Genomic DNA, 23,221 nt, shown 5'->3' with positions numbered 1-23,221 from the left:
GATAATGAATATGTTCACTCATAAACTATAATCCGACCAGAAGCCGTCCCCCGAGAGACGGCGTATCCACGATTCTGGAGCGAGACCATGGCCGAGCGATCATTCGTCGCCGAAGTCGAGAAGCTGCGATTGCCGGCGGGAGAAGTCTTCCGCGGCGAGGGCATCCTCGCCATCACCAAGGCGCTGCTGGAGTCCGGGGTGGCCTACATCGCGGGCTACCAGGGCGCGCCCATTTCGCACCTGATGGACGTCCTCGCGGATGCGCAGGACATCCTCGCCGAATACGGCATCCGCTTCGAGAACAGCGCCAGCGAGGCCACCGCCGCCGCGACGCTGTCGGCCTCGGTGAACTATCCCCTGCGCGGCGCGGTCACGTTCAAGGCCACCGTCGGCACCAACGTGGCCTCCGACGCGCTGGCGAACCTGTCCTCGGGCGGGGTCACGGGCGGCGCGCTCGTGATCGTGGGCGAGGACTATGGCGAGGGTTCCTCGATCATGCAGGAGCGCAGCCACGCCTTCGCCATGAAGTCCCAGATCTGGCTGCTGGATCCGCGCCCCAATCTGCCCTGCATCGTGCAGGCCGTCAAGGACGGCTTCGAGCTGTCCGAGGCCAGCCATACGCCGGTGATGCTGCAGGTGCGCATCCGCTCCTGCCACCTGCACGGCCAGTTCGTCGCGTCGGACAACCGGGCGCCGGCGTTCTCCGTGCGCGACGCGCTGGAAAACCCCGTGCGCGACGTCGGCCGCATCGTGCTGCCGCCGGCCAGCTTCGTCCACGAAAAAGAAAAGATCGAGGAACGCTGGCCCGCGGCCGTGCGCTTCGTCCAGGAGCGCGGGCTCAACGAGTTCTTCTCCGAGAAGGCCGCGGACGTGGGCATCGCCCTGCAGGGCGGGCTCTACAACACCGTGATCCGCGCGCTGCAGCGCCTGGGGCTGGCGGACGTGTATGGCGAGTCGCAGATCCCGCTGTACGTGATGAACGTCACCTACCCCCTGGTGGACGACGAGTTCGAGCGCTTCTGCCAGGACAAGAAGGCCCTGCTGGTGCTGGAAGAGGGGCAGCCGAACTTCATCGAGCAGAACGTCGCCTCCATCGTGCTGCAGCGGCGCCTGGACGTGCGCCTGCATGGCAAGGACGTGCTGCCGATGGCGGGCGAATACACGGCCGCCACGGTGCGCACCGGCCTGCGGGCCTTCCTGGAGCAGTACGGCTGGACCCTGCCGGGCGTGGCCGCCGAGGCCGCGCCGCCGCGGACGGCACAGGCCGCGCCCGCCGAAACCCCGGCCCTGGCCGCTGCGGCCGAAGCCGCCGGATCGGCCGTGGCCGAGGCCGTGATCCCGGCCGCCGTCCCGGCCGGGGCCGCCGGGGCGCGGGACGAGGACATCCTGCCGCCCTTGAGCGAGACCGTGTATCCGCGCCCCCCCGGGTTGTGCACCGGCTGTCCCGAGCGGCCTATTTTTTCCGCCATCCGGCTGGTCGAGCGCGAACTGGGGACGCACCACATCAGCGCCGACATCGGCTGCCAGCTGTTCTCCATCCTGCCGCCCTTCGACCTGGGCAACACCACCATGGGCTACGGCCTGGGCGGGGCGAGCGCCGCCGCCCTGAACGTCGCCCCCGGCAGTGCGCCCGCCAGCCGCCGCGCCATCTCCGTCATGGGGGATGGCGGGTTCTGGCACAACGGCCTGACCAGCGGCGTGGCCAACGCGGTGTTCAATCAGAGCGACAACCTGACCATCATCGTGGACAACAACTACACCGCCGCCACCGGCGGGCAGGACATCCTGTCCACGCACAACACCGTCAATCCCACCCGCAGCACCGGCCACGAGATCGAGGACGCCGTGCGCGGGGTGGGGGTGAAGTGGGTGCGCACGATCCGGCGCACCTACGACACCAAGGCCATGACGGCCGCCCTGCGCGAGGCGCTCACCACCCTCTCGGCCGGCCCCAAGGTGCTGATCGCCCAGAGCGAATGCATGCTCAACCGCCAGCGGCGCGAAAAGCCGCTGCGGCGCAAGGCCATCGCCGAGGGCAGGCGCGTCGTGCGCGAGCGCTTCGGCGTCGATCCCGACACCTGCACCGGCGACCATTCCTGCATCCGCCTGTCGGGCTGCCCCTCGCTCACCATCCGGGACAATCCCGACCCGCTGCGCCAGGAGCCCATCACCGCCGTGGAGGACACCTGCGTGGGATGCGGCCACTGCGGCGAGGTTGCGCACGCCGCGGTGCTGTGCCCCTCGTTCTACAAGGCCAGCATCATCGACAACCCCTCCGGCTGGGACAAATGGAAGCACCGCACGCGCGGGGCGATCATCGCCTGGTTCCAGCGCGGCCTGGCCCGCCGGCGCGACCGGCATGCCTTCTAGCGGCGGGGGACGATCCGACATGTATTCCGAACCGATCAAGATCGCGGTACTGGCCATGGGCGGCGAGGGCGGCGGCGTGCTGGCCGACTGGATCGTCGATCTGGGCGAGGAGAACGGCTGGTTCGCCCAGACCACCTCCGTGCCCGGCGTGGCGCAGCGCACCGGCGCCACCATCTATTACGTCGAGCTGTTCCCGGGCGCGGACCAGCCCGATGCCCGCGTGCCGGTGCTGGCCCAGTCGCCCATGCCGGGCGACGTGGACATCGTCCTGGCCTCCGAGCTGATGGAGGCGGGGCGGGCCGTGCAGCGCGGCTTCGTCACGCCGGACCGCACCACCCTGATCGGCTCCACGCACCGCGTCTATGCGATCGCCGAGAAATCCCACCTGGGAGACGGCCGGGTCGACAGCGACGCGCTCCAGCGGCAGATCCGCCGCGCGGCCCGGCGGCTGATCACCTTCGACATGGCCCGGACGGCCGAGCGCAACGGCAGCGTGGTCAGCGCCGTGCTGTTCGGCGCGCTCAGCGGCGCCGGAGTGCTGCCCTTCAACCGCGCCCAGTTCGAGGCCACCATCGAGCGCGGCGGCGTGGGCGTCAAGGCCAGCCTGGCGGCCTTCGCCGACGCTTTCGAGCAGGCCCGGCTGACGCAGAGCGAATCCTCGCGCCCCACTGTGCGCGCCCGGGAGGGCGGCCGGCCGGCCGCCGATGCCAAGCCCGCCCTGCCGGACCCGGCCGCGGTGGCGCCGCGCCATCCGGAGGTGGCGCGGCTGGTCGAGCATGCCCGCGGCTATCCGGCGGAGATCCAGCCCATCGTGATCGAGGGCATCCGCCGCTGCGTGGACTACCAGGACCCGGCCTACGGGCGCCTGTACCTCGACCGCCTGGATGCGCAGCGGGCGGCGCCCGGCGGCCAGGATGCCGAGATGATGCGCGAGGTGGCGCGCCACCTCGCCCTGTGGATGACCTACGAGGACACCATCCGGGTGGCCGACCTCAAGATCCGCGGCAGCCGCTTCGAGCGCGTGCGCGGCGAGGTGCGCTCCACCGACGGGCAGGTGCTGTCGATCTCCGAATACATGCACCCGCGCATCGAGGAAATCTGCGAGACCCTGCCCGCCGGCCTGGGACGCTGGCTGTCCAGGCCGCATGCCGTGCATCGCCTCGTGGCCCGCCTCACCCGCGATGGCCGCGTGGTCACCACCAGCTCGCTGGGCGGGTTCTTCCTGCTGTATGCGCTGGCGTGGTGGGGGCGCTGGCGGCGCGTCACCCTGCGCTACGCCGTCGAGACCGCGCGCATCGAGGCCTGGCTGGGGCGCCTGCGCGCGGCGGCCGCCATCGATCCCCGCCTGGCGCTGGAGGCGGCCAAATGCCAGACGCTGGTGCGCGGCTACAGCGACACGCACGAGCGCGGCCTGCGCAATTACGAGATCATCATGACGGTGCTGGACCGCCATGCGAAGGCCCTGGCGCCCGCCATCCTGCGCGAACTGCGCAACGCGGCGCTGGCCGACGAGCATGGGCGCGTCCTGCGCGACGCCCTGGCGCGCCGCGGCTTCCCGCTCGACGGGCTGTTCGCCGGGGCCGAAAGGAGCTGTCCATGATCAAGACCCTCACCGGAGGAACCTCCTGATGGCGCGCCTGGGGTATGACGACGTCGCCGTGGCCGTGCCGGTCACCGTGCCTTATCAGCGGTTCTCGAACGAAGGCGCGCACTGGTTCATCGGCCAGGCCGTGCGCGGCCTGGTCGAGCGCAGCGGCGTGGCCAAGGAACACATCGACGGCCTGTGCCTGTCCAGCTTCTCGCTGGTGCCCGATACGGCCGTGGGCGTCACCCAGCACCTGGGCCTGTCGCCGCGCTGGCTCGACCACGTGCCCACCGGCGGGGCCTCGGGCGTCATGTGCCTGCGGCGCGCCGCCCGGGCGGTCCAGGTGGGCGACGCCGACATCGTGGCCTGCGTGGCGGCCGACACCAATCACGTGGATTCGTTTCGCCAGACGCTCGGGGCGTTCAGCGATTTCTCCCGGGACGCCACCTATCCGTACGGCTCGGGCGGGCCCAACTCGGTCTTCGCCATGATCACGGCGCACTACATGCGCACGTTCGGCGCCCGGCGCGAGGACTTCGGCCGCATCGCCGTGGCGCAGCGCGAGAACGCGCTGCGCAACCCCAACGCCCTGTTCAAGAAGCCGCTGACGCTGGACCAGTACATGGCGGCGCGGCCGATCGCCGATCCCCTGCATCTGTTCGATTGCGTCATGCCCTGCGCCGGCGCCGAGGCCTTCCTGGTGATGAAGCAGCAGCGCGCCCGCGACCTGGGGCTCGACCACGTCCTGGTGCGGGCCGCCATCGAGCGCCACAACGCGTTTTCCGACGACCCGGTGATGGTGCGCGGCGGCTGGCGCCAGGACCGCGACGAGCTCTATGCGCAGGCGGGCGTCGGGCCGGACGACATCGACCTGCTGCAATCCTACGACGACTATCCCGTCATCGTGATGATGCAGTTCGAGGACCTGGGATTCTGCGAAAAGGGCGAAGGCCCGGAGTTCGTGCGGTCCCACACCCTGACGGTGGACGGCAGCTTTCCCAACAACACCGGCGGCGGCCAGCTGTCGGCCGGCCAGCCGGGCGCGGCGGGGGGATTCATGGGACTCACGGAGACGATCCGCCAGCTGACGGGCCAGGCCGGCGACCGCGCCGTCCCGGGCGCGCGGCTGGGCCTGGTGGCGGGATTCGGCATGGTGACCTACGACCGCTGCCTGTGCACCGGCGCGGTGATTCTCGGGAGCAGCCAATGACCATGCCCCTGATGCGGCCTCCGCGCAAGAACCCGGTGCTGCGCACCCGGCAGATGAACCTGCCTCCCTGGGCGCGCGGCCGCGTGGCCCTGGGCATGACGGCGGCCGCCGCCGAGGGCCGCTTCGAGCTGCAGGCCTGCGATGCCTGCGGGGCGCTGCAGTATCCGCCGCGCTCGGCCTGCCACCGGTGCCTCTCCAGCCAGCTCGTCTGGCGCGAGCAGGGCGGCGCGGGCGAGCTGCTCACGGAGACGACGCTGCATCACAGCAACGACCTGTTCTTCCGCGAGCGCCTGCCCTGGCGCCTGGGGTTCGTGCGCCTGGATGCCGGTCCCACCCTCATGGTGCACGTGCACGGCGACGTCGGCCCCGCGCCGCAGCGGGTGCGCGTGGGCGCCCGGCTCGATCGCGCCGGGCAGGCCGTCTTGATTGGATTCCCGATGGAAGGAAGTGCGAACATGGCAGACGATCCGATGCTGCGCGAAATGGGCTGCGACCCCAAGTTCCGCAAGGTGCTGGTCACCGACGGCAAGACCCCGGTGGGGCAGGCCCTCGTGCGGGCGCTGGTGGCGGCCGGGGCCGACCTGGTCTGGGTGGGCCATGCCGAGCCCTGGAAGCGGCTGGGCGGGCTGGAGGACATCGCGGCCCTGCCGCAGGTGTCGCTGGTGCCGCTGGACCTCAGCGACAACCGCAGCGTCGTCGAGCAGGCGGGCTCCATCGGCGGCAAGGTGGACATCGTGGTCAACAACGCCGAGGTGCACCGCACGCATGGCATCGCCTCGCGGCGCGGCACCGACGTCGCGCGGGCCGAGATGGACATCAATTATTTCGGCCTGCTGCGGCTCGCCCAGGCGTTCGGCCCCGCGCTCAAGGGGCGCTCGGCCGACGGCACGGCCAGCGCCACGGCATGGGTCAACCTCCTGTCGATCTACGCCCTGTCGAATTTCCCGCCGCAGGGCACCTACAGCGCCAGCAAGGCGGCGGCGCACTCGCTGGCGCAGTGCCTGCGGGCGGAGATGGCGCCGGCCGGCATCCGCGTCATGAACGTCTATCCGGGGCCGGTGGACGACGAATGGAACCAGAACGTGCCGCCCCCCAAGCTGAGCCCCGAGGCCCTGGCCGCCGCGGTCGTCAAGGCCCTGAAGGAAGGGGTCGAGGACGTGTATCCCGGCGACGTGGCGCAGGAATGGCTGCAGCGCTGGCGCGACAATCCCAAGGTCCTGGAACGTGAACTCTCGATGAACCGTGGCGCCTGACGGCCTGGAGAAGCAAAGCATGACATCCCACACCGATCCGACGACGGGCGCCGAGGCCCTGCTGGGGTTCGCCCGGGCGCTGCTGGGCGGCGGCATCCGCGTCGTCGACCTCACCCAGACCCTGACGCCCGAATTCCCGCAGATCGCGCTGCCGCCCGAATTCGGCCAGTGCTGGCCTTTCCGCATCGAGGAAGTCTCGAAATACGACGAGCGCGGGCCGGGCTGGTACTGGAACAACTTTTCCTGCGGCGAGCATACCGGCACGCACTTCGACGCCCCCATCCACTGGATCTCCGGCCGCGACCTGCCCAACAACTCGGTGGACACCATCCCGGTGCGCCATTTCGTGGCGCCCGCCTGCGTCATCGACTGCTCGCCGCAGGTGAAGGACGACCCCGACTACCTGCTGACCATCCAGGACATCGAGACGTGGGAGGCCGCGCACGGCCGCATCCCGGCGGGCTCGTGGGTGCTGATGCGCACCGACTGGTCCAAGCGCACCGACCCGAAGGAATACCAGAATTACGACGAGACCGGCCAGCACACGCCCGGACCCAGCGCCGAGGCCGTGCGCTTCCTGATCGAGCAGCGCGACGTGCTGGGGTTCGGCTCCGAGGCGATCGGCACCGATGCCGGCCAGGGCTACCATCTGCGCCCGCCCTATCCCTGCCACTACCTCATGCATGGCGCCGGCCGCTACGGCCTGCAGTGCCTGTGCAACCTGGACCTGCTGCCCGCCAGCGGCGCGGTGCTGATCTGCCCGCCGCTGAAGATCGAGAAGGGCAGCGGCAGCCCCCTGCGGGTGCTGGCCCTGGTGGCGGAGACCTGAAGCAGGCGCCTGAAGCAGGCGCCCGCCCCGATCCCCGGCATGCCGTCTTTATCGTTCATGAGTAAATTTTTTACAAATTAATACTTCGGTCCTCTCCCTTTCTGAAGGAGCCCATGATGAAGTCTCTTCGTTCCCTGCGCGCCCTGGCCGCCACCGTCTCGGCCACGGCGCTGATCGCCGCGGTTCCCTCGGCCCGCGCGGCCGATTACAAGGTCGGATTCATCACCTCCCTGGTGGGTCCGGTCTCCTCCCTGGGCATCCCCTACCAGAAGGGCATCAAGGCGGGCCAGGCCTACCAGTCCGAGATCGACGGCAAGAAGGTCCAGCTCATCCAGCTCGACGATGCCTCCGACCCCAGCACGGCGGCGCGCAACGCCCGCAAGCTGATCGAGGAGGACAAGGTCGATGCCATCATCGGCACGGCCGGCTCGCCCGGCGCTCTGGCCATCGCCGCGGTGGCGCGCGAGTCCAGGACGCCGCTGATCTCGATCGCCCACGCCGACCTGTCGGGGGCCGAGGCCGAGTGGGTCGTGACGGTGCCGCAGCCCGCCGCACTGATGATCAGCGCCGTGGTCGATCACATGAAGCAGGCCGGCGTCCATACCCTGGGCTACATCGGCTTCTCGGACGCCTGGGGCGACCAGGTCTACGAGGCGCTGGAGAAGACCACGCCGCAGGCGGGCATCAAGGTCGTGACCAACGAGCGCTACGCGCGCGGCGACGCCTCGGTGGCCGGCCAGGTGCTGAAGATCGTCTCGCAGCGTCCCGACGCCGTGATCACGGGGAACTCCGGCACGCCCGGCGCGCTGCCCTACCTGGCGCTGGCCGACCGCGGCTACAAGGGCAAGCTCTACGGCACCCACGCCCTGATCAATCCGGCCTTCATCAACGTCGCGCGCAGTTCCGTCGAGGGCCTGCTGGCGCCCACCGGCCCGGTCATCGTGGCCGAGCAGCTGCCCGAGGACAATCCCATCCGCAAGGTGGCGATGGCCTATCGCGACGCCTACCAGAAGGCCAACGGCGCGCCGGCCGCCGACGCCTTTTCCGCCTATTCCTTCGACGCCTGGCTGATCTTCCTGGACGCGGCCAAGCGCGCCTCGGCCACCGCCGAGCCGGGCACGCCGGAATTCCGCGTGGCGCTGCACGACGCGATCAACAGCACCAAGGAGCTGGTGGGCACCCACGCGGTCTACAACTTCCGGCCGGACACGACCTACGGCACGGACGAGCGTTCCCGTGTGGTGGTCAGGCTTGAAAAGGGCCAATGGAAGCTGGTGCCCTGAGCGAGGCCGGTCCCCGAGGCGGCGGCCCGGCCGCCGCCATTCCCGGTTCCTGGAGAGAGCGATGAATTTGTTTCTGGAGACATTCCCGGCGCCGCCGCGCGTGCTGCGCTGGCTGATCCTGGCGGGCGCGGCCTGCCTGTCGATGAGCGCCTCGGGGGCGGACCTCAAGGTGGGCGTGATCAGCTCCCTGTCCGGGCCGGTCTCGGCGCTGGGGATCCCCTACGAAAAGGGGATCCGCGCCGCGCATGCCCGCTTCCCCGAGGTGGCCGGTCACCGGGTGGAACTCATCGTCCTGGACGATGCCTCCGACCCGACCACGGCGGGGCGCAATGCGCGCAAGCTGGTCAACGAGGACAAGGTGGACGTGCTCATCGGCACCTCGGGCGTGCCCGGCGCGATGGCGATCGCCGCCGTCGCGCAGGAGCTGAAGACGCCGCTGATCTCGCCCACGCCCATCTCGCTGCCTGGCCGGGAACACGACTGGACGGTGGCGGCCTCGCAGCCGTTCGAGCTGATGGTGTCGGCCGTGGTCAAGCGCATGAAGGCCGAGGGCGTCAGGACCGTGGCCTTCATCGGCTTCTCCGACGCGCTGGGGGACCTGGCCTACGACTCGCTGGTCCGCAGCGCCGGCGAGCAGGGCATCGAGGTGGTGGCCAACGAGCGCTATGCGCGCGGCGACATGTCGGTGGCTGGCCAGGTGCTGAAGATCATGGCCAAGCGGCCGGACGCCGTGTTCGCCGGCAACAGCGGCACGCCCGGCGCGCTGCCGTACCTGGAGCTTGCCAACCGCCGCTATGCCGGGCGCCTCTACGGCACCCACGGCCTGATCAACGCCGATTTCGTGCGGGTGGGCGGCCGTTCGATCGAAGGCCTGGAGGTGCCCAGCGGACCGGTGCTGGTGGCCGAGCAATTGCCGGCCGGCGATCCGATCCGCGCGGTCTCGATGGCGTTCCGCGCCTCGTACCGGCAGCTTTATGGCGCGCCGCCGACGGACGCCTTCTCGGCCTACACCTACGACGCCTACCTGGTGCTGGCCGACGCCGCCGCGCGGGTCGGCGCGGACGCGGGGCCGCCGGGCACGCCGGCCTACCGGCAGGCGCTCAAGGACGCCATCGTGTCGACGCGGGAGCTGGCCGGCACGCACGGCATCTACAACTTCGGGCGCGACAGCCGCTACGGTTCGGACGAGCGCGCGGTCGTCATGGTGCGCATGGAAGGCGGGCAGTGGAAGCTGGCCACGCAGCCCAAGCCGCCGGGCCGCTGAGCGGCGGCCCGCGGCGATGAAACGAAGGGATTTGACATCATGACATGGGATATCGCCCTCATCCTGGGCATCGACGGCCTGGCCAACGGCGCCATCTACCTGCTCGCGGGGCTGGGGCTGGTGCTGGTCTTTTCGGTCACGCGCGTCGTGTTCGTGCCGTTCGGGGACATCGCGGCCTTCTCCGCCCTGAGTCTGGCGGCCTTCGAGGCGGGCCAGGTGCCGCCGACCATCGGCCTGGTGGCTTTCCTGGCCGCGGCGGCGCTGCTGACGGAAGTCGGCAGCCTGGCGCGCAAGGGCGAGGGGCGCCGCATTCCCCGCGCGCTGCTGCTGTGGGGCGCGCTGCCCCTGCTGCCCTGCCTGATCGCCTGGACGGCCGCGCGCTTCGGGGCGCCAGCGCCCGTCCAGGTGGTCGCCTCGGTGCTGCTGGTGGTGCCGATGGCGCCGCTGCTGGCGCGCGTGGTGTTCCAGCCCATCGCCGACGCCTCCGTGCTGGTGCTGCTGATCGTGTCGCTCGCCCTGAGCTTCCTGCTCTCGGGCCTGGGCCTGCTGTTCTTCGGTCCCGAGGGCACGCGCACGGCACCCCTGGCGCTGGGTTCGCTGGCGCTGGGCGACGGGGTCGAGGTCGGCGGCCAGGTGATCCTCATGGTGGGCACGGCGATCGTGCTCAGCGGCCTGTTCTTCCTCGCCTTCGAGCGGACCGCGATGGGCAAGGCGCTGCGCGCCACGGCGATCAACCGCGTGGGCGCGCGGCTGGTGGGGATCCGTCCCGCCCGCACCGCCATGCTGGCCTACGGCTATTCGTCCCTGCTGGCGGGGTTCATCGGCATCCTGATCGCGCCCGTCACCACCATGTACTACGACTCGGGCTTCCTCATCGGCCTGAAGGCCTTCGTGGCCGCCATCATCGGCGGGCTGGCGAGCTATCCGGCCACGGCCCTGGGCGCCCTGGCCGTCGGCCTGTTCGAGAGCTTCGCGTCTTTCTGGAGCGGCGCGCTCAAGGACGCGATCGTGTTCAGCCTGCTGATTCCCGTGCTGATGGCGCGCTCCTACCTGGCACGCCACCACGAGGAAGAAGCCGAGGAGATCGATCAATGAAACCGTTCGCACCCAGGATCCTCGTGGCGGTGCTGATCGCCGCCCTCATCCTCGCGCCGCTGTTCGCGGGCACCTTCACCGTCTCGCTGCTCAACGAGATCGGCATCGGCGCCCTGGTCGCCCTCGGGCTGGTGCTGCTGACCGGCGTGGGCGGCGCGACCTCCTTCGGCCAGGCGGCGTTCGTCGGCATCGCCGCCTATGCCAGCGCCTGGCTGACGACCGCGCAGGGGATGTCGCCCTGGCTGGGCCTGATCTTCGCGCTGGCGCTCACGGGGCTGTCCGCCCTGGCCATCGGCATGCTGACCCTGCGCCTGGGCGGGCACTTCCTGGCCCTGTCCACCATCGCCTGGGGCCTGTCGATCTCCATGCTGTTCGGCAATCTCGATGCCCTGGGCCGGCATACCGGCCTGTCGGGCATCCCGCCCGTGACGATCGGCGGCTGGTCGCTGATGGAGCCGCAGGCCATGTACTACCTCGTCTGGACGGTGGTGGGCCTGGCGTTCCTGTTCAGCCGCAACCTGCTCGACTCCCGCCCGGGGCGCGCCATCCGCGGCCTGCGCGGCGGCGCGACGCTGCTCGCCAGCGTCGGCGCGGACGCCTACCGGCTGCGGCTGTCCCTGTTCGTCACGGCGGCGCTGCTGGCGGGCCTGGCGGGCTGGCTGTACGCGCACATGAACCGCTTCGTCAGCCCCTCGCCGTTCAGCGTGCACGCCAGCATCGAATACCTGCTGATGGCGGTGGCCGGCGGCCTGGGCAGCCTGGCCGGCGCCCTGCTGGGCTCGGGCCTGGTGCTGGCCCTCAAGAACGTCCTGCAGGATGTGCTGCCGTGGCTCACGCAGCGCTCCGGCCAGCTCGATTCCATCGTGTTCTCGGCCCTGTTCATCGCGCTGCTGCACTTCGCCCGCGGCGGCCTGATGGCCTACGTGCGCCGCTGGCGGCGGCGCCATGGCGCGGGCCGTCCGGCCGCGGCGCCCGTGGCGCCGGCCCGGCCGCTGCCCAATCGCGCCATGCCGGCCCGCGGGACGCCGATCCTGTCGGTGCAGGGCGCGGTCAAGCGCTTCGGCGGCCTGGTCGCGGTCAACGACGTCAGCTTCGAGCTGAACGCGGGCGAGATCCTGGGGCTGATCGGGCCCAACGGCGCCGGCAAGTCCACCATGTTCAACCTGCTCACCGGCACGATTCCCATGACCTCCGGGCGGGTGCGGTTCCTGGGGCGCGACGTGTCCGGCATGCTGCAGCTGGAAATCGCCCGCCTGGGCCTGGGGCGCACCTTCCAGCACGTCAAGCTGCGCCCGCACATGAGCCTGCTGGACAACGTCGCGCTGGGCGTCCATGCCAGGACGCGGCCCAGCATGCTGCGCGCCGGCCTACGCCTGGACCGCGAGGAAGAGCGCCGCATCCTGTACGAGGCGCGGCGCCAGCTCGACCGGATCGGCCTGGGCGACCGCGCCCATGAAATGGCCGGCAGCCTGCCGCTGGGCACCCAGCGCATCCTGGAGATCGCGCGCGCCCTGGCCTCCGATCCCGTCCTGCTGGTGCTGGACGAGCCGGCCGCGGGCCTGCGGCGCCAGGAAAAACTCGCCCTGGGCGACCTGCTGCGCAAGCTGCGCGAGGAAGGCATGACCATCCTGATCGTGGAGCACGACATGGATTTCGTGATGAATCTGGTGGACCGGCTGGTGGTGATGAACTTCGGCTCCAAGCTGGTGGAAGGCGTGCCGTCGGCCGTGCGCGCCGACGAGCGGGTGCAGGCCGCCTATCTCGGGGGGACGGTATGAGCGCGACGACGGGGACGCCGATGCTGGAAGTGGGGGACCTGCGGGTCGCGTATGGGCGCGTCGAGGCGGTGCGCGGGGTTTCGATCGCCCTGCAGCCGGGCCAGATCGTCTCGGTCATCGGGCCCAACGGCGCGGGCAAGACGACGCTGCTGTCGGCGGTGATGGGCCTGCTGCCCTCGCGCGGCACGCTGCGCTTCGAGGGCGAGGACCTGGCCGGCCTGGACGTCGAGTCGCGCGTGGAGCGCGGCCTGTGCCTCGTGCCCGAGACGCGCGAGCTGTTCGGCGAGCTCTCGGTGCTGGACAATCTGCGCCTGGGCGCGTATTCGCGCCGGCTGCGGCCGCAGGCCCTGCGCGGCCGCCTGGATTCGGTGTACGCGCGCTTTCCGCGGCTGGCCGAGCGGCGCTCGCAGCGGGCGGACACCTTGTCCGGCGGCGAGCGCCAGATGCTGGCGGTCGGGCGCGCGCTGATGTCGGCGCCGCGCCTGCTGATGCTCGACGAGCCCAGCCTGGGGCTCGCGCCGCTCATCGTGCGGGAGATCCTGTCCATCGTGCGCGCCTTGCGCGAGGACGGCGTGTCGATCCTGCTGGTCGAGCAGAACGCCCGCGCCGCGCTGGAGAGCTCCGATTTCGGCTACGTGCTGGAAACCGGCGAGATCGCCCTGTCGGGCGATTCCGCGGCGCTCGCCGAGGATGCGCGCGTGCGGGCCACTTATCTTGGAGGAGGCACCGATGACGATGCATGAAGGACTGCCGCCCGCACAGCGGACCGTGCCGCGGATGCTGCTGCGCCAGGCGGCGCTGTTCGCCGGGCGGCCGGCCCTGAAGCTGGGCGCGGCCCGCTGGACGCACGCGGATGCGGCGCCGATCGCGGCGCGGCGGGCAGGCGCGCTGCGCGCGGCCGGCGTGGGCCGGGGCGACCGCGTGGCGATCATGAGCGCCAACCGCGAGGAATTCCTGGAGGCCTTCCTCGGCTGCGGCTGGTCGGGCGCGGTCGCCGTGCCGGTCAACACCGCGTCCCGCGGGCCGCAGATCGAATATTTTCTGGCCAACAGCCAGGCCCGGCTGCTGGTGATCGAGGCGCAGTACCTGGACCGGCTGGCGACGGCCGACCTGGGCAAGACTTCTCTGCGGCAGATCTGGGTGCTGGACGGCGCCGGCGCGGCGGGGGCGATCGGCGAGGTGCCGGCGGCGCCGTGGCCGCCGGGCGGGCCGGCGCTGGAGGCCGAGGCGGTGGGGCCGGGCGACACCCTGGCGATCCTCTACACTTCCGGCACCACGGGACCGTCCAAGGGGGTGCTCTGCCCGCATGCGCAGTACTACTGGTGGGGCGTCAACACCCTGCGCGTCCTGGGCGTGACGCAGGACGACGTCCTGTGCACCACGCTGCCGCTGTTCCACATCAATGCCCTCAACACCTACGCGCAGGCGGCGCTGGCCGGCTGCGAGGTGGTGTTCGAGCCGAAATTCTCGGCTTCGGGCTTCTGGACTTCGATGGCCGCCTGCGGCGCGACCGTCGTATACTTGCTCGGCGCCATGGTGCCGATCCTGCTGGCGCAGCCGTCGGCGCCGGCGGAGCGGGCGCATCGCGTGCGCATCGGGCTGGGGCCGGGCGTGCCCGCCGAAGCGGGCGAGACGTTCCGCGCGCGCACCGGCGTGCAGCTGCTCGAAGGCTATGGCTCGACGGAAACGAATTTCGTGATCGGCACCGCGCCGGATTCGCCGCGGCGCGGGGTGATGGGGTGGGTCCTGCCGGGCTTCGAGGCGCGCGTGGCCGACGAGGACGACGTGGAAGTGCCGGTCGGCCAGGCCGGCGAACTGCTGGTGCGTGCGCAGGAGCCCTATGCCTTCGCCTCGGGATACTTCAACATGCCCGAGAAGACGGTCGAGGCCTGGCGCAACCTCTGGTTCCATACCGGCGACCGGGTGCTGCGCGAAACCGACGGAGCGTTCCGTTTCGTCGACCGGATCAAGGACGCAATCCGCCGAAGAGGGGAAAATATCTCGTCTTTCGAGGTCGAACAAGTGCTGCTGAGTCATCCGGCCGTGGCGGCCGCCGCCGTCTATCCCGTCGGCTCCGAACTGGCCGAGGACGAGGTCATGGCCGCGCTGGTCGCGCGTCCCGGCCAGGTCCTGGACCTGCCGGAACTGGCGGTCTGGTGCGAGTCCCGGCTGCCGCATTTCGCGGTGCCGCGCTACATCGACGTGCTGGAAGACCTGCCGCGCACCGAGAACGGCAAGATCCAGAAGTACAAGTTGCGCGAACGCGGCGTCACCGCGGCCACCTGGGAACGTCCCCAGGCGCCGCGCAGGCAGCGGGCTTGAGCGCGGATGATTGTTCCAGGCCCGGGGGGCGGCACGGCTCCCCCGGCGCAAGATGACGGAGCCCGACATGGCCGGCAATTCGATCGAAAGGAGGGGATGCGCGTGACCGCTCATGCCAAACATTTCCGACTGGTGCAGTCCCTGGGCGATGACCACATCGGCCTGGAGGCGCGCGCGCAGATCGACGATCACATGGAAACCAAGATCTGGCTGCGGCTGCTCGCCTGCAGCACGCAGATCGAGCACCAGATCCGCCAGCTGCTGCGCGTGCGCTTCGCCACCAGCCTGCCGCGCTTCGACTACCTGGCCCAGCTCGACCGTCACCCGGACGGCCTGCGCATGAACGTGCTGTCGCGCTACCTGATGGTGACCGGCGGCAACGTGACGGGGCTGACCGACCAGCTCGTCAAGGAAGGGCTGGTGCGCCGCATCGTCAATCCCGAGGATCGCCGTTCCTGGCGCGTGACGCTGACCGACAAGGGGCGCGCCGAGTTCGCGGTCATGGCCGCCGAGCACGAGCGCTGGCTGGTCGGGATGTTCAAGGGCCTGCCGGTGGAAAGCCGCGACGCCCTGTACGAACACCTGGGCCATTTGCGGGTCCTGCTGGCGAACCGCCAGGCCGAGGTCGAGACCGAGGCCGCGGCGAGCCCGCCCCGGCGGCGCGGGAGCAAGACGAGCGCCTGATTCGGGATAGTCCCTATTGATGCGTTCCGTCGCATTCAATAGCATCATAACTAAATATATGATTTTGGATTGATTTAGAGCAGTAGAAACAAGCGGCAAGGAGCAGCACCGCCCCGGCACGTACGCAAGCACTTTCCGGGGCCGTTTTTTCGGGCATTTAATTCAAAAATCAATTGAAATCGGAAGTAATTTCGCAGGGCGCATCCGCGGTGCGATGCGCGGTCCGGGCCGCCGGGCCGCCCTGCGAAACCGCCACCGACAGATGGAGACAAGACGATGAGCGACATTCTTTCCCTGCCCGCGGGCGTGCGCGCGCACGGCGCCGAGCTGGACCAGCTCCTGCGCGACGTCCATGAGCGCCGGCGGGAATTCGAGGCCCTGGGCTACGTGCCGCAGGACATCATCGACCGGTTCAAGGCCATGGGCGTCTACCGTTCGCTGGTTGCGCGGCGCTTCGGCGGAGACGAATGCTCGCCCGCCGAGTTCTGCCGCCTGATCGAGCGGATTTCCCAGGCGGACGGCTCGACGGGCTGGGTCGCCAGCTTCGCCATCGGCCCGATCTACCTGTCGGCCCTGCCGGTCCCCACGCTGGAGCGGCTGTACGCCGAGGGCGGCGTGGACCAGGTCTTCGCCGGCGGGATCTTCCCGCCGCAGCCGGTCCAGGCCGTCGAGGGCGGGTACAAGGTCTCCGGGCGCTGGCATTTCTCCAGCGGCAGCATGGGGGCGGACGTGGTCGGCGTGGGCATCATCCCGCCCGCCGAAGGCGGGGCCGCGCTGCCGCGCATGGCCGTCATGCGCCGCGACCAGATCCGCATCGAGCAGAACTGGGACGTCATGGGCCTGAAGGCCACCGGCAGCAACGATCTCGTGGCCGACGGCGTCGTGGTGGCGCAGGACTGGACTTTCGTGCGGGGCGGCGCCTCGTCCCTGGACACGCCGCTGTACCGCTATCCGGCGCTGGCCTTCGCGGCGCAGGTCCTGGCCGTGGTCGCGCTGGGCATCGGCCGCGCGGCGATCGACGAAGTCCTGCAGATGGCCGGCGGCCGCAAGTCCGTCACCGGGGCGCCCAACCTGGGCGAGCGCGTCTACGTGCAGCTGGAGGTCGCCCGGATCGAGGCCGAGCTGCGCGCGGCGCGCAGCTGGTTCTACGAGGCCATCGACGACATCTGGCGGGTGCTGGTGGCCGGCGGCAGGCCCGAGGACCACCTGGTCAGCATGCTGCGCCTGTCGGCCACGCATGCCGCGCGGGTCGGGGCCGACGTGGCCCGCCGCGCCCAGATGCTCAGCGGCATGACCGGCGTCTACGAGGCCAGCCCGCTGGCCCAGCAGGTGCGCGACGCCCAGATGGTGACCCAGCACGCCTTCATGGGCGACATCACCTACCAGAACGCGGGTGCCATGCGCTTCGGCCTGGCGCCCCTGCCGGGCTATCTTTGAGCGTGGCCCGTCCCGATTCCATACCAGGAGGATGACATGGAAGACAAGAAACCCCTGCGCGTGCTGTTCTGCATCGGCGTCAATCAGAATTTCATGGACGGCACCGCCGCAGACATGAAGGATGTCTGGGTGGCCTTCCTGGCCATGATGCGCGGCATCCGGGACCTGCCCGGCGTGCGCGTGCTGGGCAATCTGGACGACGACCGGATCATGGTCGGCCCGTCGGTCCAGTTTCCCTGGACCACCTACGTGCTGGCCGACGTACCCGACTTCGAGACCGTGGTCGAGGCCTGCAACCTGTTCCGCGCCACTCCGGTGGGCGACGGCACGTACAAGCTGTGGAAGTACATGCGCGTCGAAGCCCGCGTCGGGCGCGAGCTGGTCATCGATTGACGCCGGCCCCGGCGCCCCCGCGGCGGGCGCCGGGACCCGGCCCTCTCAGGAGAGACATCATGGATCGGATCGCACTCGTGACCGGCGCCGGCCAGGGCCTGGGGCTCGCCATCGCCGGGCGCCTGCACTCGGCGGGATTCCAGGTGGCCGTCACGGACCACCGGCTGGATATGGCGCAGCGGGCGGCGGCGCAGATCGACGCCCGCGGCGAAGGCGTGCTGCCCCTGCGCCTGGACGTGACGCGCAAGGAAGACTTCGAGGCGGCGCTGGCCGCCGTCCTGCAGCGCTGGGGCGGTCTGCAGGTCCTGGTCAACAACGCCGCCATGACCAAGGCCACGCCCGTGATGGAGATCGGCCCCGAGGAATTCGACGCGGTGCTGGCCACCAACCTGCGCGGCACGCTGTTCGGCTGCCAGGTCATGGGCGCCCACATGGCCGAGGCCGGCTACGGGCGGCTGATCAACATGGGCTCGCTGGCCGGCCAGAACGGCGGCACGGCCACCGGCGCGCACTATGCCTGCTCGAAAGGCGCGATCATCACGCTCACCAAGATCTTCGCGCGCGAGCTGGGCCCGCGCGGCGTCACGGCCAACGCCATCTCGCCCGGCCCGATGGACCTGCCCTCGGTGCATGCGCTCGTCCCGCCGGAGAAGCTGGAGCAGATCGTGCAGGGCATCCCCGTGCGGCGCCTGGGCGACCCCCAGTTCGTCGCCGACCTGGTGGTGCGGCTCGCCTCGGAGGACGCCGGCTTCGTCAACGGCGCCAACTGGGACGTCAATGGCGGACTTTTCATGCGCTAGCCGCCGCGCGGCGCGGACGGATGCGGGGCGGCCCGCGCAATCGAATCCCCGAAGGAGCGGATCATGAACGTGAACGAATTTCGGATTGCGGCACCCACGCCAGAGCCGATCGCCTGGCGCTGGACGTGCGAGATGGACGATCAGGAGAGCACCATGGCAGATGCAGACGCATTCCGCAACGCGATGGCCCTGCTGGCCGGCGCGGTCAACATCATCACCACCGACGGCCCCAGCGGCCTGGCCGGCTTCACCGCGACCGCGGTGTGCAGCGTCACGGACCAGCCGCCCACGCTGCTGGTCTGCATGAACCGCTCGTCCTTCGCGCACCGGTTCTTCGAGGGCAACAACGTGCTGTGCGTCAACGTGCTGGGCGCGGCGAACAAGGAAGCGCCGGCGCTGTTCGCGGACCGCAACGTCCAGATGGAGGACCGCTTCGCCCGCGTCCAGTGGAGCCGGCTCGCCACCGGCAGCCCGCTGATCGACGGCGCCGTGGTCAGCTTCGACTGCCGCATCAAGAACACCAGCGTGGTCGGCTCGCACAGCATCTTCCTCTGCGAGGTGCAGGACATCCGGCGCGGCGAGGCGCAGGGCGGGCTGGTGTATTTCAACCGCGACTACCATCCGGTGGGCTTCGGCGAGCCGCCGGTCCCGCCGGCCAGGAAGAATTGATGCGCGGCCCGACCGAGGCGCGCTCGAGGCGCGGTCCGCCGCGCGGTGCGGCCCCGTGCGCCGGCCGGGTTCCGGATCGGCAGGACGATCGGCAGGACGATTGACAGGTATTTACTTTACAAGTAAATTAAATACAAATAAATTAAACCCGAGATACCAGGAGACATGAGATGAAGATCGTTTGCATCGGTGGCGGGCCGGCTGGTCTGTATCTGGCCCTGCTCATGAAGAAGCTGGACGCGCGGCACGAGATCGTCGTGGTCGAGCGCAACCGGCCCTACGACACGTTCGGCTGGGGGGTGGTGTTCTCCGACGCCACCATGGACAACATGCGGCAGTGGGACCGCGAGACGGCCGACGAGATCCAGGAGGCCTTCAACCACTGGGACGACATCGAACTGCGCTTCAAGGGCCGCACCATCCGCTCGGGCGGCCACGGCTTCGTGGGCATCGGCCGCAAGAAGCTGCTGAACATCCTGCAGGCGCGCTGCGAGCAACTGGGCGTGGAGCTGGTCTTCGAGACCGAGGTGGACTCCGACGAGGACTATCCGGACGCGGACCTGATCATCGCCAGCGACGGCATCTTCTCCAAGATCCGGGGCAAGTACGCCGACACCTTCCAGCCGGACATCGTCACGCGGCCGAACCGCTACATCTGGCTGGGCACGAACAAGCTCTACGACGCCTTCACCTTCGACTTCCGCAAGACCGAGCACGGCTGGTTCCAGGCGCACATCTACAAGTTCGACGAGAAGACCACCACCTTCATCGTCGAGTGCCCCGAGCACGTCTGGCTGGCGCACGGCCTGGACAAGGCCGACCAGCAGCAGTCGATCGCCTTCTGCGAAAAACTGTTCGACGAGGGCAACCTGGAAGGCGCGAAGCTGATGACCAACGCGCGCCACCTGCGCGGGGCCGCGTGGCTGAACTTCCAGCGCGTGGTGTGCGGACAGTGGTGGCTGAAGAACGCGCACGGCAGCCACGTCGTGCTGATGGGCGACGCGGTGCACACGGCGCACTTCGCCATCGGCTCGGGCACCAAGCTGGCGATCGAGGACGCCATCGAGCTCACGCGCCAGTTCCAGCTGCTGGGCGACGACGCGGCGCACATTCCCGAGGTGCTGGCCGCCTACCAGGAAGCGCGCCGCATCGAGACCCTGCGCCTGCAGAACGCGGCCTGGAACGCGATGGAATGGTTCGAGGTCTGCGGCGAGCGCTATTGCGACCAGTTCGAGCCCGAGCAGCTCATGTATTCCATGCTGACGCGCAGCCAGCGCATCAGCCATGAAAACCTGCGTCTGCGCGACAAGGAATGGCTGGAGGGCTACGAGCGCTGGTTCGCCGAGCGCGCCCGCGCGCCCGCGCCGGCCGGCCGCGCCACGCCGCCCATGTTCACCCCCTGGACGGTGCGCGGCCTGACGCTCAAGAACCGCGTCGTGGTCTCGCCCATGGCCCAGTACTCGGCGGTGGACGGCACGGTGGGCGACTATCACCTGGTGCACCTGGGCGCGCGCGCGCAGGGCGGCGCCGGCCTGGTGTTCGCCGAGATGACCTGCGTGAGCGCCGAAGGCCGCATCACCCCCGGCTGCCCCGGGCTGTACAAGCCCGAGCACACGGCGGGGTTCAAGCGCATCGCCGACTGGATCCACGAACACACCGACGCCAGGTTCGGCATCCAGATCGGCCACGCCGGCGCCAAGGCGTCCACGCGCCGGGCCTGGGACGGCATCGACCAGCCGCTGCCGGAGGGCAACTGGCCCCTGATCTCGGCCTCGCCGCAGCAGTACCTGGAAGGCGTGAGCCAGGTCTCGCGGGCCATGACGCGGGAGGACATGGACGCGGTCAAGGCGCAGTTCGTGGCCTCGGCGCGCGCCGCCGACGAGGCGGGCGCCGACTGGCTGGAGCTGCACTGCGCCCACGGCTACCTGCTGTCGTCCTTCATCTCGCCGCTGACCAACCAGCGCACGGACGAGTACGGCGGTCCGCTCGCCAACCGGCTGCGCTATCCGCTGGAGGTGTTCGAGGCGGTGCGCGCGGTCTGGCCGCAGCACAAGCCGATGTCGGTGCGCATCTCCGCGCACGACTGGGTCGAGGGCGGCATCACGCCCGCCGACGCGGTGGAAGTCGCCCGCGCCTTCAAGGCGGCCGGCGCGGACATGATCGACGTGTCCTCGGGGCAGGTGAGCAAGCGGGAAAAGCCGGTCTACGGGCGCATGTTCCAGACGCCCTTCGCCGACCGGATCCGCCAGGAGGCGGGCATTCCCACGATCGCGGTGGGCGCGATCAGCGAGGCCGACCACGTCAACAGCATCCTGGCCGCCGGCCGCGCGGACCTGTGCGCGGTGGCGCGCCCGCACCTGGCCAATCCGGCCTGGACCCTGACCGAGGCCGCCAAGATCGGCTACATCGGCGTCCAATGGCCCCGGCAGTACCGCACGGCCAAGCAGCAGATGGAAAGCAATTTCGCGCGGGAAAAGGCCGCGCAGGCGGCCGCCGTGGCGGCGAGCGCCATCCACCAGCCGGCCGCTCCGGCGGGGGGCGCCCTGCACGAGCCGGCCGTCGCGGCGGGGAGCGTCTGAATGAGCGCGGAGACGCTCGGGCGCCATGTCCTGGTCACCGGCGGCGGCCGCGGCATCGGGGCGGCCGTCGCCCTGCGGCTGGCGGCCGACGGCTGGCGCGTGACGGTGCTGGGGCGCAGCCCCGAACCGGTCCGTGCCCTGGCGGCGCGCGATCCCGGGCGCCTGCACGCCGTGACCGCCGACGTGGCCGACGCGCAGCAGGTCGCCCGCGCGCTGGCCGACGCCCAGGCGCGCTTCGGCCCGGTGCAGGCGCTGGTGAACAACGCCGGCCAGGCGGAAAGCGCGCCCTTCCTGAAGACCGGCGCCGAGCTGTGGCAGCGCATGCTGGCGGTGAACCTGACCGGGGTGATGATCTGCACGCAGGCCGTCCTGCCCGGCATGCTGGAAGCCGGCTGGGGCCGCATCGTCAACGTGGCGAGCACGGCCGGGCTGGCGGGCTACGCCTACGTGTCGGCCTATTGCGCCGCCAAGCACGGCGTGATCGGCCTGACGCGCGCGCTCGCCCTGGAACTGGCGGCCCGGGGCGTCACCGTGAATGCGGTCTGCCCCGGCTACACCGATACCGACATCGTGCGCGAGGGCATCGCGCGCGTGGTGGCGAAGACCGGCCGCGATCCGCAGGACGTGCGCGCCGAGTTCGTCAAGACCAATCCGCAGGGCCGCCTGGTGGCGCCCGAGGAAGTGGCCGATGCCGTGGCGTGGCTGTGCGGCGAGGGGGCCGGCGCGGTCACCGGACTGTCGCTTCCCGTCTGCGGCGGCGAGGTCATGTAGCCCGATGGCGCGTCCCCGCGCGCAACGACGAGGAGAATCCCCGATGAGTGACGACCATACCGATCCCCGGCTGCTGGCCGGCAATCGCCGCCCCATGGCCGGCTACCAAGCGACCCACTTCCTGTGGACGGTGGAGCAGGGCGTGGCGACGATCACGCTGAACCGCCCCGAACGCAAGAATCCGCTGACCTTCGACAGCTACGCCGAGCTGCGGGACCTGTTCCACCGCCTGAAATGGGCCGACGACGTGAAGGCCGTGGTGGTCGCCGGCGCCGGCGGCAACTTCAGCTCGGGTGGCGACGTGCACGACATCATCGGCCCGCTGGTGCGGCTCAAGGCGCCGGAACTGCTGATGTTCACCCGCATGACGGGCGAGCTGGTCAAGACCATGCGCGCCTGCCCGCAGCCCATCGTCGCGGCGGTGGACGGCGTGTGCGCCGGGGCGGGCGCCATCGTCGCCATGGCCTCGGACCTGCGCCTGGGCACCGCGCGCAGCAAGACGGCTTTCCTGTTCAACCGCGTCGGCCTGGCCGGCTGCGACATGGGCGCCTGCGCCATCCTGCCGCGCATCGTGGGCCAGGGCCGCGCGAGCGAGCTGCTCTACACCGGCCGCAGCCTGGGCGGCGAGGAAGGCGAGCGCTGGGGGTTCTTCAACCGCCTGTGCGAGCCCGAGGCCCTGCTGGCCGACGCGCAGGCGCTGGCGGCGCAGCTCACCCAGGGCCCCAGCTTCGCCAACGGGATCACCAAGACCATGCTGCACCAGGAATGGGCCATGACCATCGAGCAGGCGATCGAGGCCGAGGCCCAGGCCCAGGCGCTGTGCATGCTGACCCAGGATTTCACGCGCGCCTACGAGGCCTTCGTGGCCAGGCGGCAGCCGGTCTTCGAGGGGAACTGAG

General features: G+C 70.3%; 19 protein-coding genes. All 19 read left to right on the top strand.

All coding sequences use genetic code 11. From position 1 onward, the window contains the following. Positions 1–87 precede the first annotated feature (87 nt). The 19 genes from BN940_RS14950 to BN940_RS14860 all read left to right on the top strand — a co-directional run bounded on the left by BN940_RS14950 (position 88) and on the right by BN940_RS14860 (position 23,220). Positions 88–2,370 carry a thiamine pyrophosphate-dependent enzyme gene (locus BN940_RS14950; protein ID WP_043684262.1) on the top strand — a complete coding sequence of 761 codons (2,283 nt, stop codon included), beginning with the start codon at positions 88–90 and terminating at the stop codon, positions 2,368–2,370. A gap of 19 nt (positions 2,371–2,389) precedes the next feature. Then, complete coding sequence (locus tag BN940_RS14945) at positions 2,390–3,970, top strand: indolepyruvate oxidoreductase subunit beta family protein (protein WP_043684260.1); 1,581 nt, start codon at positions 2,390–2,392, stop codon at positions 3,968–3,970. A 28-nt stretch (positions 3,971–3,998) separates the two neighbouring features. After that, a complete protein-coding gene (locus BN940_RS14940; RefSeq protein ID WP_043684258.1) occupies positions 3,999–5,165 on the top strand; it encodes a thiolase family protein in 1,167 nt (388 codons plus the stop codon). Next, entirely contained in the window at positions 5,162–6,418 is a 1,257-nt protein-coding gene (locus BN940_RS14935) for an SDR family NAD(P)-dependent oxidoreductase (RefSeq protein WP_043684256.1), read from the top strand. Before BN940_RS14940 ends, BN940_RS14935 begins: the two co-directional genes overlap by 4 nt. A gap of 19 nt (positions 6,419–6,437) precedes the next feature. Further along, complete coding sequence (locus BN940_RS14930; protein WP_043684253.1) at positions 6,438–7,247, top strand: cyclase family protein; 810 nt, start codon at positions 6,438–6,440, stop codon at positions 7,245–7,247. Positions 7,248–7,363: 116 nt separating this feature from the next. Beyond that, positions 7,364–8,530, top strand: a complete 1,167-nt coding sequence (locus BN940_RS14925; RefSeq protein WP_043684251.1) for an ABC transporter substrate-binding protein — start codon at positions 7,364–7,366, stop codon at positions 8,528–8,530. A 61-nt stretch (positions 8,531–8,591) separates the two neighbouring features. Further along, complete coding sequence (locus tag BN940_RS14920; protein ID WP_052355925.1) at positions 8,592–9,794, top strand: ABC transporter substrate-binding protein; 1,203 nt, start codon at positions 8,592–8,594, stop codon at positions 9,792–9,794. 39 nt (positions 9,795–9,833) lie between these two features. Further along, positions 9,834–10,889, top strand: coding sequence for a branched-chain amino acid ABC transporter permease (locus BN940_RS14915; protein WP_043684250.1), 1,056 nt, complete (start codon positions 9,834–9,836; stop codon positions 10,887–10,889). Further along, positions 10,886–12,667, top strand: coding sequence for a branched-chain amino acid ABC transporter ATP-binding protein/permease (locus BN940_RS14910; protein ID WP_043684248.1), 1,782 nt, complete (start codon positions 10,886–10,888; stop codon positions 12,665–12,667). The genes BN940_RS14915 and BN940_RS14910 overlap by 4 nt, the downstream gene beginning before the upstream one ends. Next, positions 12,664–13,410: an ABC transporter ATP-binding protein gene (locus BN940_RS14905; RefSeq protein WP_043684246.1), complete on the top strand. Its 747-nt coding sequence runs from the start codon at positions 12,664–12,666 to the stop codon at positions 13,408–13,410. Before BN940_RS14910 ends, BN940_RS14905 begins: the two co-directional genes overlap by 4 nt. Continuing rightward, positions 13,397–14,989: an ATP-dependent acyl-CoA ligase gene (locus tag BN940_RS14900; RefSeq protein ID WP_043684244.1), complete on the top strand. Its 1,593-nt coding sequence runs from the start codon at positions 13,397–13,399 to the stop codon at positions 14,987–14,989. Before BN940_RS14905 ends, BN940_RS14900 begins: the two co-directional genes overlap by 14 nt. 102 nt (positions 14,990–15,091) lie before the next feature. Continuing rightward, complete coding sequence (locus BN940_RS14895; RefSeq protein ID WP_242404208.1) at positions 15,092–15,673, top strand: MarR family winged helix-turn-helix transcriptional regulator; 582 nt, start codon at positions 15,092–15,094, stop codon at positions 15,671–15,673. Positions 15,674–15,949: 276 nt separating this feature from the next. Further along, the gene (locus tag BN940_RS14890; RefSeq protein WP_043684242.1) at positions 15,950–17,110 is read left to right on the top strand and encodes an acyl-CoA dehydrogenase family protein; all 1,161 of its coding nucleotides are present in this window, start codon (positions 15,950–15,952) and stop codon (positions 17,108–17,110) included. 36 nt (positions 17,111–17,146) lie between these two features. Continuing rightward, the gene (locus BN940_RS14885) at positions 17,147–17,503 is read left to right on the top strand and encodes a hypothetical protein (protein ID WP_043684240.1); all 357 of its coding nucleotides are present in this window, start codon (positions 17,147–17,149) and stop codon (positions 17,501–17,503) included. A 56-nt stretch (positions 17,504–17,559) separates the two neighbouring features. Continuing rightward, the gene (locus BN940_RS14880) at positions 17,560–18,303 is read left to right on the top strand and encodes an SDR family NAD(P)-dependent oxidoreductase (RefSeq protein WP_198408322.1); all 744 of its coding nucleotides are present in this window, start codon (positions 17,560–17,562) and stop codon (positions 18,301–18,303) included. Between the two features lie 153 nt (positions 18,304–18,456). Next, a complete protein-coding gene (locus BN940_RS14875) occupies positions 18,457–18,972 on the top strand; it encodes a flavin reductase (RefSeq protein WP_043687586.1) in 516 nt (171 codons plus the stop codon). Between the two features lie 170 nt (positions 18,973–19,142). Further along, positions 19,143–21,551, top strand: coding sequence for a bifunctional salicylyl-CoA 5-hydroxylase/oxidoreductase (locus BN940_RS14870; protein WP_084330718.1), 2,409 nt, complete (start codon positions 19,143–19,145; stop codon positions 21,549–21,551). Beyond that, complete coding sequence (locus BN940_RS14865) at positions 21,552–22,322, top strand: SDR family NAD(P)-dependent oxidoreductase (protein ID WP_043684235.1); 771 nt, start codon at positions 21,552–21,554, stop codon at positions 22,320–22,322. Between the two features lie 43 nt (positions 22,323–22,365). Continuing rightward, positions 22,366–23,220, top strand: coding sequence for an enoyl-CoA hydratase family protein (locus tag BN940_RS14860; protein ID WP_043684234.1), 855 nt, complete (start codon positions 22,366–22,368; stop codon positions 23,218–23,220). The last annotated feature ends 1 nt before the right edge of the window (position 23,221 follow it).

Source organism: Castellaniella defragrans 65Phen (genome assembly GCF_000612685.1).
Lineage (GTDB): Bacteria > Pseudomonadota > Gammaproteobacteria > Burkholderiales > Burkholderiaceae_B > Castellaniella > Castellaniella defragrans.
Note: the sequence above shows the minus strand (reverse complement) of the source record. Positions and strands in the feature narration are given on the sequence as shown.

Excerpts from the sequence above, each read along its gene's own strand:
- BN940_RS14950 (WP_043684262.1), top strand. The coding sequence starts at position 88 with ATGGCCGAGCGATCATTCGTCGCCGAAGTCGAGAAGCTGCGATTGCCG.
- BN940_RS14945 (WP_043684260.1), top strand. The coding sequence starts at position 2,390 with ATGTATTCCGAACCGATCAAGATCGCGGTACTGGCCATGGGCGGCGAG.
- BN940_RS14940 (WP_043684258.1), top strand. The coding sequence starts at position 3,999 with ATGGCGCGCCTGGGGTATGACGACGTCGCCGTGGCCGTGCCGGTCACC.
- BN940_RS14935 (WP_043684256.1), top strand. The coding sequence starts at position 5,162 with ATGACCATGCCCCTGATGCGGCCTCCGCGCAAGAACCCGGTGCTGCGC.
- BN940_RS14930 (WP_043684253.1), top strand. The coding sequence starts at position 6,438 with ATGACATCCCACACCGATCCGACGACGGGCGCCGAGGCCCTGCTGGGG.
- BN940_RS14925 (WP_043684251.1), top strand. The coding sequence starts at position 7,364 with ATGAAGTCTCTTCGTTCCCTGCGCGCCCTGGCCGCCACCGTCTCGGCC.
- BN940_RS14920 (WP_052355925.1), top strand. The coding sequence starts at position 8,592 with ATGAATTTGTTTCTGGAGACATTCCCGGCGCCGCCGCGCGTGCTGCGC.
- BN940_RS14915 (WP_043684250.1), top strand. The coding sequence starts at position 9,834 with ATGACATGGGATATCGCCCTCATCCTGGGCATCGACGGCCTGGCCAAC.
- BN940_RS14910 (WP_043684248.1), top strand. The coding sequence starts at position 10,886 with ATGAAACCGTTCGCACCCAGGATCCTCGTGGCGGTGCTGATCGCCGCC.
- BN940_RS14905 (WP_043684246.1), top strand. The coding sequence starts at position 12,664 with ATGAGCGCGACGACGGGGACGCCGATGCTGGAAGTGGGGGACCTGCGG.
- BN940_RS14900 (WP_043684244.1), top strand. The coding sequence starts at position 13,397 with ATGACGATGCATGAAGGACTGCCGCCCGCACAGCGGACCGTGCCGCGG.
- BN940_RS14890 (WP_043684242.1), top strand. The coding sequence starts at position 15,950 with ATGAGCGACATTCTTTCCCTGCCCGCGGGCGTGCGCGCGCACGGCGCC.
- BN940_RS14885 (WP_043684240.1), top strand. The coding sequence starts at position 17,147 with ATGGAAGACAAGAAACCCCTGCGCGTGCTGTTCTGCATCGGCGTCAAT.
- BN940_RS14875 (WP_043687586.1), top strand. The coding sequence starts at position 18,457 with ATGGCAGATGCAGACGCATTCCGCAACGCGATGGCCCTGCTGGCCGGC.
- BN940_RS14870 (WP_084330718.1), top strand. The coding sequence starts at position 19,143 with ATGAAGATCGTTTGCATCGGTGGCGGGCCGGCTGGTCTGTATCTGGCC.
- BN940_RS14865 (WP_043684235.1), top strand. The coding sequence starts at position 21,552 with ATGAGCGCGGAGACGCTCGGGCGCCATGTCCTGGTCACCGGCGGCGGC.
- BN940_RS14860 (WP_043684234.1), top strand. The coding sequence starts at position 22,366 with ATGAGTGACGACCATACCGATCCCCGGCTGCTGGCCGGCAATCGCCGC.